This window comes from Candidatus Amarobacter glycogenicus, assembly GCF_016704105.1.
GTDB lineage: Bacteria > Chloroflexota > Dehalococcoidia > Tepidiformales > Tepidiformaceae > Amarobacter > Amarobacter glycogenicus.
In genome coordinates this window covers 17,121-33,113 of sequence record NZ_JADJAT010000002.1, presented here as the reverse complement: position 1 = coordinate 33,113, position 15,993 = coordinate 17,121, and the positions used below count along the sequence as shown (strand labels likewise).

Here is a 15,993-nt window from a genome sequence, read left to right as displayed (position 1 = left end):
ATGACGGTTCGTCGCGCGGGCGACGGCAGACACGCGCATCCGCTTCGCCGTACGCTGATCGCCCAGGAATCCGCTTCTCGGAGCAAGTTTGAGCGCATCTCCCGCTGCACATTCGCGCCTGCGGCCGGGCCAGGCCGAGGCATTGGCCAGGTTCGCACAGGCGCTGCGCGCCGGTTCCCGCGCGGAACTCATCGTCGTGCCCGTGGGTTACGGAAAGACGGTCATCGGTGTTGGTTCGTTCGAGGTAGCCGCCGCCGCCGTTGGGGCCGATACGTGCCTCTACCTCACGCCGACGGACGTACTCCGCTCGCAGGTCTATGCGGGCATCGAGAAGGCTCTCGGGGTGATCGGGAGTGCGCGGCCGATCCGGAAGATCCTGGCCGAGAACGCCGCTCTTGACCGGGTAGGCGCCAGCGGCGCCAACTTCATCGTGGCCAGCTACCAGCAAGTGGCGGCCGCTCCCGAACGTTACCGGCGGCTCTGTGCCGGCCGGAAAGTCCACCTGGTGTGCGACGAAGCGCATCATCTCGGCGAACGCGGGACCTGGGCAGAGGCGCTCGGGCAGCTTCCCGTGCTGACAGCGCTACTGCTTTCCGCGACGCCGCTTCGGCTCGACCGCGACCCGATCGCGGGCGCGCGATACATCGAGGACCCCGAAGGAGAGGGTCTCGTCATCGATCCCCTCCTCCACGTCACCATGAGGCAGGCATGGAAAGAGGGCCGCATCCTGAAGCGGCTGAACATGCAGATGAAGGACTACGCCGTCGAGCTCAAGAACAGCACGGGCGAGGTCTACGAGTTCACCGCCTCCGAGATGGCGGACCTCCCCGACTTCGACCAGCGCTGTGTGCGCCAACAGTTGAGATGGAACGAAGACTACGTACAGCCGCTCGTCCGTGAGTTCGCCCGGACGCTCCTGGCGAAGAACGAGGTCGCGCCGGGGAAACACCAGGGGCTGGTGTTCGCCGCCACGAAGGAGCACGCGAACCACCTTGATCGCGTCTTCGGCCGGTGGCACCCCTCGCTCAGGTGTGCGGTGGTGCATTCGGGAGAAGAGCTCAGCGACGCCGAAAACGACCGCCGGCTGCGCGATTTCCACGCGGCGAAGTACGACGTCCTCATCCAGGTGAAGAAGGCAAGCGAAGGGTTCGACGCGCCAACGGTGAGCGTCTTACTCAAGCTCGATGCGGTGTTCAGCCGCGAGCCGGTGATCCAGCAGCTGGGGCGGGGACTTCGCTTCAACCACACGCTCCCGGCCGCACAGAACATCCTCCATGTGTTCATCGGCCGTGACCCACGTCTCGGATCGATCATCGAACACCTCGAACGCGAGGCGCCGCCGGTCGCCCTCAAGCCCAACGGCGAAGGTCTTTTCCTCGAAGCGGACGAACGTGAGGTCGAAGCGCCGGACGAACTGGTGGAGGACGATGAGCGCGAACAGGTAGAGATCCTGGACGTCGAAGAGGCCGGCGACGCATATCTCGACGAGACGGGCCGCTTTGTGGAGGGCCAACAAATGACGATGTTCGGCGTCGCCGCCCCGCCACCGAAGCCACAGCAGCTCGCTGCCGCTCCCGTCGTGGAAGTGGTCGATGTCTACGGCGAGCTCCAGGAGGCCATCGAGTACTGCCGGACGTGGACCAACCGTGCGGCCCGGGAGCGCGCACGCCGTATGCCCGCCGCCGAGAACCACCACGCAGCACTGAACCTTGCCTATGGCCGCGAGGGCGGACGGAAGGGGACGCTGGCCACCGCCGCCGAGTACCGGGCGAAGGGCGATTGGATGAAGCGGAAGTACCTGGACCTGATGAGATAGGGCACGACGCCATGCCCACATCGCGGCCCGGCAGGAATGAGCCGGGCGCCTACGTATAATCCAAGGCTGATGCACCTCCGCGCCCTCCCCGCTGTGATCCCTCCCCGGCTCCAGGTCGCGCTCGGACTCTTCGGTGTCGTGATCGTGGTGGGGACTGGCGGGTACCTGTTACTTACGGACATGTCGTTCGTGGACGCGCTCTACCAGACAGTGACCACGCTCAGCACCGTGGGCTTCCGCGAACTCGCGACCTTCGACACAAAGGCGAAGCTCTTCACGGTAGTGCTCATCCTGTTCGGTGTGGGGACCGTGCTCTATACGCTCAGCCTGGTCATGGAGCAGGTGCTCGAAGGAGACCTGCGCAGCCGGTTCTACGCAAGGAGAATGACGATGCAGATCGCCGAACTTTCCGGCCACTACATCCTCTGCGGCTTCGGCCGCGTGGGGCAGGAGATCGCCCGCGAGCTCAAGGAACGCGGGGTCGATTTCGTTGTTATTGAGCAGACGGCGGAACAGTACGAACGGGCGCGGGCTTTCGGCTACCTCGTGATCAACGGCGATGCTTCGGACGAACGCGTACTGAACCAGTCGAACCTCCGGACCGCGCGCTGTCTCCTCGCCGCGAGCGACAGTGACGCGGGAAACACCTACATCACGCTCACGGCGAAATCGATGAACCCCGGCTGCCACGTGGTCGCAAGATGTGGGCTTCCGCACAACGAAGAGAAGCTCCGTCTCGCGGGGGCCGACCGTGTCCTCTCGCTCTACAGTCTCGGCGGGCGGCGGATGGTCCTCGCGGCCCTCCAACCTCTTGCTGCCGACTTCATGGACACGCTTGCGAGTGGGCGGCACGGCGACCTCGTCCTCGCCGAGTTCGAAGTGAACCCCGACAACGCGTTGGCCGGACGGAAGGTCGGCGAGATCCTCGTCGGCTGTGCAAGCGCCACCCTGCTCGGGATCCGGCATGCGACGGGTCAACTGGAGGTTGGCCCGAAGAACGATGTCCTCCTGAACGAGGGTGACATCATCATGGTGATGGCTGAAGAACGTGACATCGCAGCGCTCAACGCGCGCGGATCTTCACGGTAGACCGCCGTGCCGGTCTGAACGCGTGCCGACACTGCCCGACCGGGCTCAGATCGCCCTGACCGCGGCGGCGCCGGTGAGTGCGATCAGGTCCGCCAGAGCGAGCCTGACGTCGTAGCCGCGCTGACCGGCGCTCACGAGCACCTCTTCGAACAGCGTGGCGCTTTCCTCGACGAAGACTTCGAAGCCGCGTCCGATGAGGGCGAGGGCGCTAATTCCCCCGACCCGAAGGCCCGTCTGCCGCTCGGCATCCCGGTGTGAAGCCATCCGCAGCTTCTTCGCGCCGAGACTCGCGGCGAGCACCTTCATGTCGATCTCAAGTGATGAAGGCACCATCACCAGATAAGGCTTCCCCCGGGGAGGGTCGTGTTCGACGACCAGCGTCTTCAGTACCTGTTCCGGGGGCATGCCGGTGACGCGCGCGACCTCCTGGGCTGAACGGATCGTTTCATCGAAGGCGTACACCTCGTGCGCGATGCCCTTCTGCTCGAGAAGCCGGACGGCGAGAGGCCTGGAACCCGCCATTCCGGGCTACAGGTGCTGGCTCACGCCGCCATCGACGTGGAACACCTGGCCGCTGAAATACCCGGCCGCATCGGAACAAAGCAGCACGGATAGCGCTGCGAGTTCCTCGGCTTTGCCGAAGCGCCGCATGGGAATGAACCGGAGGAGGAGATTGGCACCGATTTCGTCGGGGCCGCGTCCTGGTGTCCAGTCCATCCAGCCGGTGGAGATGCAGTTCGATGTTATGTCGCGTGGACCGAGTTCCTGGCTCAGCGCCGTGCTGAGACCGAGGACACCGGCCTTCGCCGTGGTGTACGCGGAGAGGTTCTCCACGCCACGTTCGGCGAAGATCGAGGTGACAAAGAGAATTCGGCCGGTTTCGCCTTCCGGGAACTCCTTCAGAAACGAACGCGCGGAGTAGTAAGCACCACTCTGGTTCACTGCCTGAATTCGGGCGAAGTCGCTGTCGGTGGTCTTCTCAATCGGTTTGGCGAGGGTGGCATCGGCGTTGTAGACGAGGATGTTCGGCTTTCCGAAGTCCTTGCCGATCTGCTTCAGTCCAACCTGGATGTTCGTCGGAAGGGTGACATCCCAGCCTTGCGAGATGGACTTCCGACCGAGGCCCTCCACGGCCCTGGCGACCCGCTTTGCTTCCATCACCTCGTCGCCATCGAGTGATGCCGAGGCAACCGCGACATCGGCGCCAGCTTCGGCCAAGGCGAGGGCGATGGCGCGGCCGGAAGGATTGGAGCACCCGACGACCAGGGCGCGCTTTCCGGTGAGGTCGAATCCCTGCTTGCGGTCCCAATCAGGCACGTGACGCCTCCACGGTCTCGGCCATGGCGAAGCCAGTCGGTGCGATGCCGCCGGCGAGCCCGCCGCCATCGATAGGGAAGGATTCGCCAGTGATGTAGCTCGAAGCGTCGGAACAGAGGAATACGGCCAGTGCGCCGAGTTCCCACGCCTCGCCGAGGCGTCGGACGGTAATAAATCGCCCGCGCTGTTTGCGCATCGAGACTTCGTCGTCGTTCTGAGCGGGGCTCTGGGCGACGTAACCCGGGATGATGCAGTTTACGCGGATGTCTTCGCCCACCAGTTGCGCAGCGAGGCTCTTCGTAATCGAAATGACACCGGCCTTGGCTGCAGCGTAGCCAAGCGATTGAGGCGAAGAGCGCAGAGCCGTGCCACTTGCCACGTTCACGATGACTCCTCCGCCACCTTGCTTGAGGAACTGCCTGGTGGCGGCACGCGAACAGTAGAAGGCGCTGTGGAGGTTCACCTCGATGGTGTCGTGCCAGTCGGCATCTTCGAGGTCCTGGATCCGGTCCCCTGCGCCGCGGCGGTCGCCGATGCCCGCGTTATTCAGCATGACGTCGAGCCTCCCGAAGTGGGCGACGGTCTTTTCGATCAGGGCGTCGCACTCTTCGCGCTTCTGGACGTTGGTGGGGACGATAAGTGGCCGGCGCCCACCAGCCGCCGCGATCTCGGCCGCGGCAGATTCGAGCTGGCTTACGGTGCGGCTGGCTATGCAGACATCGGCTCCGGCTTCGGCGAGCGAGATGGCCATCGCCTTGCCCAACCCGCGGCCGCCGCCGGTGACGATGACCACTTTCCTCGGCGGACCGTCGAGACGCAGTCTTTCCAATACCATGCGGTTCCTCCTGCTGGACCGTGTGCGCCCGAATCATACGTTCGTGAGCACGGCAGTGCTTCGTCAGGCCACGCGGACCGCACCGATGACCAGGGCCAGCGCCGCGACACCGAAGCGATACAGGATGAACGGCATCAGAGTGCGGGTTCGGAGGAAGCGGAGCAGGTAGTGGATGACTGCGAGCCCGACCGCGAAGGAACACCCGAAACCGATGACGAGTTCGGCCAGTTCGTGTCCAGAGGAAGAAGAGAGATCTCCCGCCTTTAGCAGCGCGGCACCGACAAAGGCGGGAGTGCCCAGGAGAAACGCGAAGCGGGCCGCTGAATCGCGGGTCAGGTGGCGAAACATCCCCATCGAGAGCGTTGCGCCGGAACGGGACACTCCCGGAAAGAGCGCGGCCGCCTGGGCCAGCCCTATCAAGACGACATCCCGTATCCCGATGGATTCGACCGTCCGCGACATGCGTGCCCTGCGATCGGCGAGGAGCATGACGAAGGTGAACCCGCCAAGGGCCAGAGCCACGAGCCACGGCTGGCGGAGGTGTTCTTCGATCCAATCGTCGAACAGCAGCCCCGAGATGGCGGCGGGTACGGAACCGAGCGCGATCAGCCAGAGGAACTGGCTGTCGCGGGAGTGCCTTCGGAAGCGGAACTGGTGGCGGACGAAGTCGGGCACGCCAGCCCGAACCATTCGCCACCAATCCTTCCAGAAGTAGATGAGGAGAGCGAGAAGTGTTCCCAAATGCAGCCCGACGTCGAACGCCAGGCCCTGGTCGGGCCACTTGAAGAGCGCCGGGACGAGGATGAGGTGCCCCGAGGACGAAATCGGGAGGAATTCCGCGAGGCCCTGAACGATTCCCAGGATGGCCGCGCGAAGGAAGTCCATGCGCCCTCAAGGTGTGGTTGCCCGGCGTAACGGGCAACCACACGGACACGGTCTATTCGACGGTCGCGATGCGCGTATAGCGCTCGATAACGGGGCGTCCCCCGAGGAGACCGGCGAGCGACGCGCTCATGGCCTTCATGTGGCCGGTCACGTTGTGCGCCGCCTGTGCCTCCGCGTCCCGGTAGTTCTCGTAGAAGAGGAAGAGTGCCGGGTCGGTGTCGGAGACGTGGAGCGAATACGTCGGGACGGCGCCAGCTTCGTGGGTCTTAACGTTCGCAACCATTTCCGTGAGGACGGCTTTCAGTTCGGCTTCTTTGCCAGGCGCGGCCTGGAGTTTTGCGACGATGGTGATCATGGGTACTCCTCTTTGGGGCAGATGGAGGGAAGTCTACGGCTCAGGAGACGGTGGAACATCCCGGTCCCGGTGGCTACGATCCGGGGGATGTTGAAACGCATGCCGTCCAATCAGGCACGAGCCCTCGTGGCAGCGGCGACGGCGATGCCTACCAGCGATCCGCGCATCTCCTACCCGTCCTGGTACCTCCACCGCTGGCACTTTCTCCCGGAGGGCTACCTTTCGCGCCGGAGCGCCGCAGGGTACGAGAACCTCGTCCGGCATGTGTACAACCAGGGGCTGGAGGCCAGCACCATCCGCGCGACTGTCAGCGAATTGGCCCGCCTGGCCCCGCGGGCCCTGGTCGAAGTCGGCTGCGGACCTGGCCGGCTCCTCCAAAAAGTCGCCGAACGCGGCATCGGCCACGACCTTGTCGGGGTCGACCTGTCCCCGTACCTGCTCGAACGGGCCCGCCGCCGGCTGAAACATCAGCGTATCCGCCTCGTCCATGCTGACGGCCTCGCGTTGCCGGCCGACGAAGGCGCGTTTGATGCCGCGATCTCCTCGCATTATGTGGGGCACCTCCCGCCCGCTGTCCGCCCGTTGGCAGTCGCCGAACTGGCACGGGTCGTCAGGCCGGGCGGCCATGTGGTCGCCGTCGAGCACCGGTGGCATCCGTGGCCGGAATGCCCGGGGCTGAGGCGGATCCGCCACATCCGGCAGAGCCTGGGCTTCATCGGGCTTTCGGTGTTCGAACGGACCGACGCCATCGTCGGGACGCCGTCGTGAGCGACCCAACACCGGAGCAGGCCGCCCGGATTCGCGATTGGATCCGGACCGAGACCGCCGGGCAACCACTTGAGGCCATCCGCGACTCGGTTGCTGCGCGCTATTCCGACATGTGCGAGACCATCGGGGGGTTCACCCGCGAAGCCGTCGCAACGGCCAGCCCCGGCGAGGAATGGGCGCCCATCGACGCCCTGAAACACCTCGCTGAATGGAACTGGCTGGTCGGAGAAGCGGTCCTCCACACCTCGCTCACGGGCGAGCGACCGAACAACCCGCTGCCATCGTTCCCTCGCGAGATCGAGGCGCTCCAGGCGCGTCTGACTGAGTCGGCCGACTCGGTCTGGGCGCATGTCAGCGCGGCCGACCCGGCCGGATTCCTCGAGACGACCTGGGAGCATCCGGTTTTTGGACAGCTAAACTGGCGCGAGTGGTACTTCTTCCTCGGAGTCCACGCGCTGGACCACACGCGCCAGGTCCTTGCGATGAAGGCCGGCCACCATGCCTGAGCGGAAACCGCTTCGTATCGTCCACACCTCCGATGTCCATCTCGGCGCCTATGCGGGAAGCGGCGATGCAAAGTGGAACGCGCGCCGGGAGTTGATGGAACTCACCTTCGAACGCGTGATTGACCTGGCCAACGAGACGAACGCCGACGCCTTGCTCATCGCCGGGGACTTCTTCGACAACGACCGCGTCCCGGAGGAAACGGTTGTCTTTGCCGCCGAGACGATCCGGAAGTTCGCCGGCCAGACCTTCCTGATCCCGGGAAACCACGACCCAATGGACCCGGGGAGCATCTACTGGCGACACGACATGGAATCCATCGCCCGGCGCCTGACGATCGTGCGCGGGCACAAGGGGGAACTGGTGGAGCCGGAAGGACTCGACCTCGTCCTCTGGGGGCGAGCGTATCTCGACACCGACTGGCATTTTAAGCCGCTCGACGGGCTGCCGGAACGTGTCGATGACCGCTGGCACATCGCGATGGGGCATGGACACTTCGTGCGCGAAGGCGGCGAGATGCACCGGTCGTTGTTAATCAAAGACTCGGAAGTGGCGGCGGCAGCGGGACACTGGGACTACATGGCGTTCGGTCACTGGGAACCTCACGCCGACGTGACCACGGCGGGTGTGACGGCGGTGTATTCGGGCGCACCGATGCCGTTGACCGACGCGAACCGGAAGGCCGGACTCGCGGCCGTCGTCGACTTCAATGAATCCGGAGTCCAGTGGACGATGCGGCGCGTCGACCCTCGCCGGCCGGAAGATGTGCCAACCCCGTAGCCGTTTTCGGTAGCCGGGGGAGTGGTAAAGTGAGGGTTCGCGGCAGGGTAGCTCAGCTGGTCAGAGCGCACGACTCATAATCGTGAGGTCGGGAGTTCAAGTCTCCCCCCTGCTACCATCTCCCCTTTTCCTCCCACTTTGCTCCAGGTTTCGCGCTAGAATCGGCCACCGTCGCTCGCCATGCGGCGGCTGGAGGCTGCATGGTGTTCGAAACCGTCCTGACCGAGAAGCGCGGCGACTCCGGTGGCATCCTCTGGGTGACGCTGAACCGGCCCGAGAAGCTGAACGCACTGAACATGACGCTGTTCGATGAGCTGCGGCAGGTGTTCCAGGCGGCGCGCACCGACCGGTCGGTCCGCTGCGTGGTGCTCACCGGGGCGGGACGAGGGTTCTGCGCCGGGGCTGATTTCAGCGGTGGCCGACCCGGCAACTTGCTCTACCCATCGGCCGAATCCGCCACCGACCTCGAGGGCGCCCGCCTGTTCTTTCGCAACGAATCGGAGACGTATATCGCCCTCAAGCGGCTGGACGTCCCGGTCATCGCTTCGGTGAATGGCGTGTGTGTCGGGGCGGGTCTCGACATGGTCGCCCACTGCGACATGGCGGTCGCATCGACGGCAGCCCGGTTCCAGGTTGCTTATGTTAAGCGAGGGCTCTTCGCGGACCTCGGAGGGTTCTATTCACTCCCGCGCGTGATTGGCTGGCGAAAGGCGATGGAGATGATGACCACCGGGAGGTTCATGGCGGCCGAGGAGGCACACTCCGCAGGACTGACCAATTACCTCGTCGCTCCGGAGGAACTCGAGTCAAGAACCATGGAACTGGCCCGGGCAGTGGAATCCGGGCCGCCAATCGGGCAGAAACTCGGCAAGATGCTCGCATACCGGACCCAAAATATGGACTTCGAGACGGCGCTCGAATTCTCCGGGATCGCGCTGAGCACAACGGGGATGTCCGACGACCGGAAGGAAGGCGGCGCGTCCTTCGCGGAGAAACGAGAACCGCGCTTTACCGGACGCTGAGCACGGACGGCGGGCAGCCAACACGGGCGCCCCGGACTGACAGCGAAGGGGCCTGCGACTCGCGCCCGGTCTGTGACCAGGGCTCTCCGGGGGCTACTCGGCCTCGATCAGGCAGTCGTCGTAGTACTCTCGATAGCTGATGAGCGCTTCGTTGGCCGCAACGAACCCGAGATAGACACCGGCGTATCCGAGGAGATTGCCGTTCGTCACCTGGGCAGCGAACTCAGCCGTGGGAAGTGTCGCCGTGATCGTCCCGAGCCGTTGCCGCTGCGGCAGGGTCTGATCGATCCCGAATGCCTCGCCATCAGAGATGTACTGATCGCCGTTGGAATCCGTGAATTCGAACTGCAGGCGGATCGTCGACCCTACCGCCGGCGACCCTCCGGGGCAGGTGTTCTTCTTCACGATGACGAGGAAGGTCCACGTGCCCGCGTTGACTCGGGGAATGAACGGCAGTGGCGTCGCTGTGGGCGTGACCGTCGCCGTGGGCGTGCGTGGAGCCCGCGTCTGCGTCACTCCCGGTGTCGAAGGAGCCCTGGCCGCGGTCGGGAGACGACCCGACTGGAGCTTCGATACGTACTCGCCGATGGCGCGAGCCCACACCCTGAGGTCCTCGGCGACAGCCGGCGCCGAGGGGGCCGCGCCGACGCTATAAGTCACAACGACGGTCTCCGCCAGGCGCTCGATGCAATACCTCCCGGCCGAGTTGGAAGTCGGTATCGCGCAGGTCACCACCCCTGGGCCGTCGCCCTGCGCCGAACTGTAGCTCCAATGGAAGGCTTGGGCGCTCTGGTCCGAATCAAATATGTTGAGGAAAGCGACGGCCGATTCGTCTGCATCCGCGGGACGGCGGATCAGCCATCTCTGTCCATCGGAGAACTCGTCCCTGCTCCCGAATTCGGACCAGGTGAGCGAACTGCCGGGGTCGAGTCCGGGAGCGGGGACCGCCGCCAGCAGCCCCGCGAATACCTCTGGCGGCAGGGTCCGAACCCGATCCGTGGCGCCGGTGGCAAGGATTTGGAAGTGGCGCTCCACTGACCGCAACAGCGCCAGGCCTTGATCCAAGTCGCGTTCGGCCGCTGGAGCCGCTTCAACCGCGACCACGACCGAGCCGGACCGCCCATAGCAGATACTCGCGCCATCCAGATCGGACGGGAGGATGAGCGGCCCTCTCATCCAATAGCAGAAGTGGCCCGGCGCGCTCTTCGTTTCGTCGACATCGTCGAGAGAGACGCGGCGTTTCAACTCAGCGCGAGCGGCCGATTCGGTACGCAGAACGGTGACTTCGGCGAGGTACTGGGAGGACCGTCCGTGGAACTCCATTTCAAGCACGGCGACCAGGTCTTCGGACGCCCCTGCGCCGTATTCCGGAACGCTAGCAAACCGCAGCCGATCGTAGGTCACCCCGCTCGGAAGAGCCCGCGGGTTCTCTTCTGTGGCCGCCACGACCAGGGCGATGGCGTCGGTTTCGGGTGTTGCTTCGGGACCATCGTCATCTCCACCGCTACAGGCGGCCATGGAGCCAGCGGCCACGACCACCAGACAAACGGCTTTCGCACTCCGGGCCGAAATCGACGGCACGTTCTCCTCCGCTGGCGGCGGGAGTTTACCACGCGCGAATTCCGTTTGTGCCCCTTTTCGAAGCCAAATTCAGATGGCTCCGGCCGTCGCACGCGGCAGTCTTCAAGGCGTTTTCGGCCCACGCGACACCGCACCTCCGGGAGTTCCGTGGACGTGCACTCGCCAAGCGTCGCCTCCCTTGCGGACGCTTTACCGGTCTGTCAGAGTCAGCCGTCGAAGGACGAAAGGACAGCGTCCCAGGCCACCTCGCCGGCGACCATTCCCAGGATGTCTGGGCTCGTATTCGCCTGTTGCTGGTTGCTCGTCGCTGCATACAGCGTGTCCCCGTCGCTGGATGTGTGGAAGGGGTCGATCGCGCGTGCCATCGACGTGTGCACTTGCCTTGCGAACTGCCCCAGTTCCCGGCCGGTGAGCTTCGCGTCGGTCGCCACCAGCGTCAGGGTGGTGTTCTTCGTGGGTTTCGGATCCTCCAAACGCGGCCGCGTTTGCCCGGGCGCGAGGATGCTGATGCTGCGCAGCCTCGCGCCAGTCGAAGGGTCGAAGTTCCCACGAACGACGGAACCATCCCGGCCGATGGCCGCTCCGAGGGCGTTGACGACGGTAACGACCAGCAGTCTTACGCCGCCGAACTCGCGGAATGCCGCCCCCTGCCCGCCTCCTTCCGGTGCGAACCTCATCTTCCCGACCGTTGCCGAGCGGCCGGCTCCCCGCGCCCCCAGGGCGATGACTCCCGGCACCGCAGCCCGAACGGCGGCGCGCCCGAGCTCGCGATCCGGATGGATTGTGTTCTGGCGCTTTCCGTAGTCGTAGATGATCGCTCCGTTCACCAGCGGCATGTGGTTAGTGGAGTGTTCCCTTCGCGACCAGAGTTCCCGCGCCACGCCTGTGGTGGCCTCCAGGCCGGGGAGCGAACCCCCGGCAAAACATAGAGCGTGCATCCACTCATAGTCGCCGGCCGTGCCGACGAGCCCGCCGCGCTTGTCGACGGAAGTCGTCCATCCATGATCGAAAAGAAATGCCGTGCAGCCGGTGGGGCCCGCTTCGTATTCGGCGTGCCCGACGGAAAGGCCTGGCAGATCGAAGGTTAGGGTGCGGTTCGCGGCCGGGGAGATCGCCTCGAGCGTGACGTCGTCGTTTGAGAGCGGCATCGCGGCGCCATACTAGCGAGTCGGAACCGCGGCTGCACTCAGTCGGCAGTCGGGCTCATTTGCCGGTTCGGTACTCGAACTCGTAGTGGACGAGCGTTTCGCCGAGATAGTTCTTTCCGTTCCATTCCACGTGGACCGAGTTGCCGGCGTCGGTGACCGTCATCAGGCCAAACTGGCCGCCGCCGGGGTAGGTCCCTTCGCTGTAAGGCCCGCCCTTCACCTTGCCCGGCCGGTCGAGCGCCGCGGCGTGGAATACGGGGAACCCGGGGCCGGTCCCGGCGGTATCAAAGGTGTTATTCGATCCATCGTCGATGGCGAGCATGTGCGCGTCGCCACTGAGCATCGCGAGGTTCGTGATCTTGTTGGAGACGATGAAGTCCGCGATCTCCCGGCGTTCGACGTCATATCCTCCCCAGTCGTCGCGGCCGTCCTCCGCGGGCGCAATCCAGGGAATTCCGTTTACCCAGACGGTCAGCGCGGATGCGTCCCGCGCGCCTAGCAGCTCGTCTTTGAGCCACGCCTTCTGTTCTGCGCCGAGCATCGTGCGCGTTGGGTCGTCCGTTGCCCCTACCGGGGGATCGCTCCGACCTGGTATCGGTCATGATGAAACGGACACGGCCAATCGAGAACGCCTGGTACACGGCGCCGCTCGCTTCTCGGCCGTCGAACGCATAGTGCGGGACAAACTCCCGGTAGACCGACTGGACAGCCGCCCGGGACGGAGAGGTCGAATCAGACCCGTCGCCACCGAAGTCATGGTCGTCCCACACGTAGGCGATCGGCGTGCGCAGATAGAGCGCCTGCTGTGCCGGAGACGTGAGGACACGCTGAAGGGCAGTCCGCATGCGCGAGACGTCGCCGGTCGAGATGTTCTCGTAGTGGATATCGCCGGGGACGATGAAGAGCAGAGCCCCGGCTTCACGGATGCGGTCGTAGACCTGGCCATTGGAACCAGTGCGGGCGCAGGACGCCAGGGCGATAGTGAATGACCCCGGCCCGTTCGGGAAGGTGCGCACGCTACCCCGCCGACCCTCGTCAACGTGGTCACCCAGGCGGAGCGCGTAGCTGTACATGGTATCCGGGGCGAGGCCGGTAACGTGGTAGGCGACGATGCCGGTCTCCTCGAATGGGCCCTGCGCCGGGGCCACAACCGCGGCGGCGCCACCGGCAGAGGTCACAACCAGCTCGGGAATCCCATCGTCTTCATCGGCGAGCCTGGCATTCACGGTAAAACCTGTGGCACTCACTGCCCCGGCCCAGACCCACTCGGCAAGGTCAACCTTGATGGCGGCGACGTCCGATTCGGGATGCGTCGGTCCGTTGTAGTGGTTGTAGACGCGTACCGAAGCGACGGCACCGACTGCAAGCAGCGCGGCCATGCCGACGAGCTCAGCGAGCATGAAAACTCGTCGCCGGCGGTGCTGCCAATGGACGAGGAAGAGGGCGCCAGGCACGAAAAAAGCGAGGCAACCGAACAGTGCGACCCTCGGTTCGTATACGACCGACGCGAGGACCCCGAGGGCGACGGACGAGGTGGTGATAAGCCAACCGCCGATGCCCTCCCACTTGAACGCGACAAGGCACCCCAGAGCCACGAGGGCAAGGGCGCCGTACTGCGCAGTGGTCTCCCAGGATTGTTCCGCGACGCTGCGCGGTGCCCCACGTTCGAACACGAGGACCGCGAATACGCCGAGAGCGAACAGCGCCAACCCTCGCGCTGCCAGGCGACAGGCTTCGACCGCTTCATCAGAGAGCCGGACGAGGCCGTGCCGGCCGAACCACGCCAGGAACGGATTCATGCGGCGGCAGCCTCCCGTCCCGCCACGAGTCTCCGGAGCCCAAGGCGGCGGTAGAGCCGGAAGGGCACCTTTTCGCCGGCGGAGTCGAACACGACGCGGGCGAGCAGATGGTTGGAACGAACCGGTCCGGAGATGAGGTAGGCAAAGGTCCCGATTCCCGGCATCGCGGCGACGAAGATCACCAGAGGGGAGTGAATCCGGATGGCACGGCGCCAGGTCGCGCGGTCGATCCGCCGGGTTGCGAATCTGAGGCAGGCGAGGAGCAGGTTTCCGGTGGTGTAGGACGCACGCGTGATGCTTCCTAGGGGAAAGCGAAGTGCAACGCCGATGATCAGGTGCACCCCCAGGTGGGGGAGCACACCCTGGATCTCGGGCGCCGCGATTGTTTCGCGCAATTCGGCCTCTTGCGCCTCGGTGATGCGGCCGTCGGCCCGCCAGGTTGTCACGCAGGCACCGAGCCATGCGTCGGCACGTTCCCTGCCCATCGAGGTCTTCCGCTGGAGCCAGCGGACAGCTCCGAGAACGCCGAAGCCATCGAATACGAACCGTAGCGTCCGGCTCCAGATCCGGGGCTCCGCACCGTGCCACTCGGCCGCCAGCGATTCCGCCTCGTCCAGCATGTGTTCAAGGTCGGAGACCCACTGCGTGCCCCTGGCCTTACCCATCGCCGCAGCTTCCCTGGCGACGTATTCGCGCGTCAGGTCGAAGTACACATCGTCGTACATCGGGACCATCGCCCGGCGAATGGCCCGCACCCACGCACGAGGCGAAGCAAGGGGTGAGACCAGGCCGGACTCCAGGTCGATGATGGTGTACGAGCCGTCTGCCTGTTCGAGCAGATTGCCCAGCGAACGGGGCTGGCGGGGGTCTATCTGCCAGGTGGGGAACCCGGTTTCATCGAAGCGGTCGGCGAGTTCGAAAAGGAACTGGCGGGCGCGGTGATGGTCTCGGGGCTCCTCGCCTTCGGTGAAGCGCCCGGTGATCGCCCAGCGCCCGTTGATCTGTTCCGCGCGGAGGGCCTGAGCGACGCAGTTCCGTCCAAACCAGTACTCGGTAAGCCGTCCGGCGAGATTCCGGCGTGCCACGGCCGCGCGAAGTGCGGTGGGATTATGGGCATAGGCGAACGGCGCCTGGAAGGAAAGCCAGTAGATGATCTGGGGCACGAATCCCGGGTTGTAGATCTTCGAGACTTCGTCACCGCGGAAGAGGATCGTGCTGGTGAGCGCGTGGGCATGCGGCCGGGCGTCGTCATGGGGGACCGGCGCCGCCCGGATTAATGGCACGTTGCGCGTCGATGGCTCGAGCGCCTGGTACATCAACGCCACGACGAGCAACGCGAGCCCACCGAGGGCGTATCCCCCGAGGACATCGCCGACCCAGTGCCCTCCCAGCCAGACACGGGAGACCCCGGAAAGGACAATGACCGCCACGCATGCCGCACGGACGGCCACGCGGACCGGTGCAAACCGGAGGTGCCTGGCGAGGATGTACACAAACCCGTAGAGCAAGACCGCGCCGACGACATGTCCGCTGGGATAGCTGACATAGTCGTTGTGGGTGGCGGAGTAGGCGATTTCTTCCGGGGTCATCCAGCGGAAGTGCAGCTCACCCCAGTCCGGACGGGGCCGCCGCACCAGCAACCGGATGAGGGTGTTTACTCCACCGACGACGGGAAACGCCAGCAAGGCCGTTGCCGCCAGCCAGCGGCGCATGGCCAACATCGCAATGAGCAGAGACGACCAGAGGGTTATCGCCCAGAACGATGCCGTCAGAGTGCTGAAGAAGCGAAAGAACGACTCGTCGCCTCGAAAGGCAATCTCGCCGACGGCGCGGCTCAGGCCGTAGTCGAAGTCGCCGCGATCCCTGAGGAGCGCATCGAGTGTGAGGCCAAGCAGCGAGACCAGGAGAACGGCGCCAACGGCGACCGCGCCCCGCCCGGGGAGGAACGGACCGGGCTCGTTCGCGGCCGCTTCGCCTGCCGGAGACTGCGGTGCCATCCGGGCGAACTCTACACCCGTCACCCCGGCACTTCGTTGGCCGGATGGGCGAAGGAGCGTGGACGGGTGGGCCAAGAAGGCCAAGCGGCCGCGCCGG

14 protein-coding genes, 1 tRNA gene and 1 pseudogene are annotated in these 15,993 nt (G+C 65.2%); 7 read left to right on the top strand and 9 right to left on the bottom strand.

Going from position 1 to position 15,993, the window contains the following annotated elements:
• The first annotated feature begins 88 nt into the window (after positions 1-88).
• Positions 89-1,816 (top strand): DEAD/DEAH box helicase family protein, encoded by a 1,728-nt coding sequence (locus IPG14_RS04930; protein WP_343391069.1) that lies wholly within the window; start codon positions 89-91, stop codon positions 1,814-1,816.
• A gap of 69 nt (positions 1,817-1,885) precedes the next feature.
• Positions 1,886-2,905 carry a potassium channel family protein gene (locus tag IPG14_RS04925; protein ID WP_343384484.1) on the top strand — a complete coding sequence of 340 codons (1,020 nt, stop codon included), beginning with the start codon at positions 1,886-1,888 and terminating at the stop codon, positions 2,903-2,905.
• A 45-nt stretch (positions 2,906-2,950) separates the two neighbouring features.
• On the opposite strand, the gene IPG14_RS04920 is transcribed toward IPG14_RS04925, so the two are convergent.
• The 5 genes from IPG14_RS04920 to IPG14_RS04900 form a co-directional block, all read right to left on the bottom strand.
• Positions 2,951-3,427, bottom strand: coding sequence for a YbaK/EbsC family protein (locus IPG14_RS04920; protein ID WP_343384485.1), 477 nt, complete (start codon positions 3,425-3,427; stop codon positions 2,951-2,953).
• A gap of 6 nt (positions 3,428-3,433) precedes the next feature.
• Positions 3,434-4,222, bottom strand: a complete 789-nt coding sequence (locus IPG14_RS04915) for an SDR family NAD(P)-dependent oxidoreductase (protein ID WP_343391068.1) — start codon at positions 4,220-4,222, stop codon at positions 3,434-3,436.
• A complete protein-coding gene (locus tag IPG14_RS04910; RefSeq protein WP_343391067.1) occupies positions 4,215-5,057 on the bottom strand; it encodes an SDR family NAD(P)-dependent oxidoreductase in 843 nt (280 codons plus the stop codon). Before IPG14_RS04910 ends, IPG14_RS04915 begins: the two co-directional genes overlap by 8 nt.
• A 63-nt stretch (positions 5,058-5,120) precedes the next feature.
• Positions 5,121-5,942 carry an undecaprenyl-diphosphatase UppP gene (gene uppP / locus IPG14_RS04905; protein ID WP_343384488.1) on the bottom strand — a complete coding sequence of 274 codons (822 nt, stop codon included), beginning with the start codon at positions 5,940-5,942 and terminating at the stop codon, positions 5,121-5,123.
• 52 nt (positions 5,943-5,994) lie between these two features.
• On the bottom strand, positions 5,995-6,297 hold the full coding sequence (locus IPG14_RS04900; protein WP_343384489.1) for a putative quinol monooxygenase: 303 nt from the start codon (positions 6,295-6,297) through the stop codon (positions 5,995-5,997).
• Positions 6,298-6,384: 87 nt separating this feature from the next.
• Between IPG14_RS04900 and IPG14_RS04895 the strand changes: the two genes are divergently transcribed.
• From IPG14_RS04895 to IPG14_RS04875, 5 genes are all read left to right on the top strand, one after another.
• Entirely contained in the window at positions 6,385-7,065 is a 681-nt protein-coding gene (locus IPG14_RS04895; protein ID WP_343384490.1) for a class I SAM-dependent methyltransferase, read from the top strand.
• Entirely contained in the window at positions 7,062-7,571 is a 510-nt protein-coding gene (locus IPG14_RS04890) for a DinB family protein (protein WP_343391066.1), read from the top strand. Before IPG14_RS04895 ends, IPG14_RS04890 begins: the two co-directional genes overlap by 4 nt.
• A complete protein-coding gene (locus IPG14_RS04885; protein ID WP_343391065.1) occupies positions 7,564-8,349 on the top strand; it encodes a DNA repair exonuclease in 786 nt (261 codons plus the stop codon). Before IPG14_RS04890 ends, IPG14_RS04885 begins: the two co-directional genes overlap by 8 nt.
• Positions 8,350-8,390: 41 nt before the next feature.
• Positions 8,391-8,467, top strand: a tRNA-Met gene (locus IPG14_RS04880).
• An 82-nt stretch (positions 8,468-8,549) separates the two neighbouring features.
• Entirely contained in the window at positions 8,550-9,371 is an 822-nt protein-coding gene (locus IPG14_RS04875; protein ID WP_343384493.1) for an enoyl-CoA hydratase/isomerase family protein, read from the top strand.
• A gap of 93 nt (positions 9,372-9,464) precedes the next feature.
• Here IPG14_RS04875 and IPG14_RS04870 read toward each other — a convergent pair whose 3' ends face one another.
• The 4 genes and pseudogenes from IPG14_RS04870 to IPG14_RS04855 form a co-directional block, all read right to left on the bottom strand.
• Positions 9,465-10,952, bottom strand: coding sequence for a hypothetical protein (locus IPG14_RS04870; RefSeq protein ID WP_343391064.1), 1,488 nt, complete (start codon positions 10,950-10,952; stop codon positions 9,465-9,467).
• Positions 10,953-11,158: 206 nt separating this feature from the next.
• Positions 11,159-12,100 carry a P1 family peptidase gene (locus IPG14_RS04865; protein WP_343391063.1) on the bottom strand — a complete coding sequence of 314 codons (942 nt, stop codon included), beginning with the start codon at positions 12,098-12,100 and terminating at the stop codon, positions 11,159-11,161.
• Positions 12,101-12,155: 55 nt separating this feature from the next.
• Positions 12,156-12,945 (bottom strand): annotated as a pseudogene (locus tag IPG14_RS04860) (alkaline phosphatase D family protein).
• Between the two features lie 950 nt (positions 12,946-13,895).
• A complete protein-coding gene (locus tag IPG14_RS04855; RefSeq protein ID WP_343391062.1) occupies positions 13,896-15,896 on the bottom strand; it encodes a phosphatase PAP2 family protein in 2,001 nt (666 codons plus the stop codon).
• Positions 15,897-15,993: the final 97 nt, after the last annotated feature.

Bases quoted from the DNA above. Each gene is read 5' to 3' on its own strand.
- IPG14_RS04925 (WP_343384484.1), top strand. From the start codon at position 1,886: ATGCACCTCCGCGCCCTCCCCGCTGTGATCCCTCCCCGGCTCCAGGTC.
- IPG14_RS04920 (WP_343384485.1), bottom strand. From the start codon at position 3,427: ATGGCGGGTTCCAGGCCTCTCGCCGTCCGGCTTCTCGAGCAGAAGGGC.
- IPG14_RS04910 (WP_343391067.1), bottom strand. From the start codon at position 5,057: ATGGTATTGGAAAGACTGCGTCTCGACGGTCCGCCGAGGAAAGTGGTC.
- uppP (WP_343384488.1), bottom strand. From the start codon at position 5,942: ATGGACTTCCTTCGCGCGGCCATCCTGGGAATCGTTCAGGGCCTCGCG.
- IPG14_RS04900 (WP_343384489.1), bottom strand. From the start codon at position 6,297: ATGATCACCATCGTCGCAAAACTCCAGGCCGCGCCTGGCAAAGAAGCC.
- IPG14_RS04895 (WP_343384490.1), top strand. From the start codon at position 6,385: ATGTTGAAACGCATGCCGTCCAATCAGGCACGAGCCCTCGTGGCAGCG.
- IPG14_RS04885 (WP_343391065.1), top strand. From the start codon at position 7,564: ATGCCTGAGCGGAAACCGCTTCGTATCGTCCACACCTCCGATGTCCAT.
- IPG14_RS04875 (WP_343384493.1), top strand. From the start codon at position 8,550: ATGGTGTTCGAAACCGTCCTGACCGAGAAGCGCGGCGACTCCGGTGGC.
- IPG14_RS04865 (WP_343391063.1), bottom strand. From the start codon at position 12,100: ATGCCGCTCTCAAACGACGACGTCACGCTCGAGGCGATCTCCCCGGCC.
- IPG14_RS04855 (WP_343391062.1), bottom strand. From the start codon at position 15,896: ATGGCACCGCAGTCTCCGGCAGGCGAAGCGGCCGCGAACGAGCCCGGT.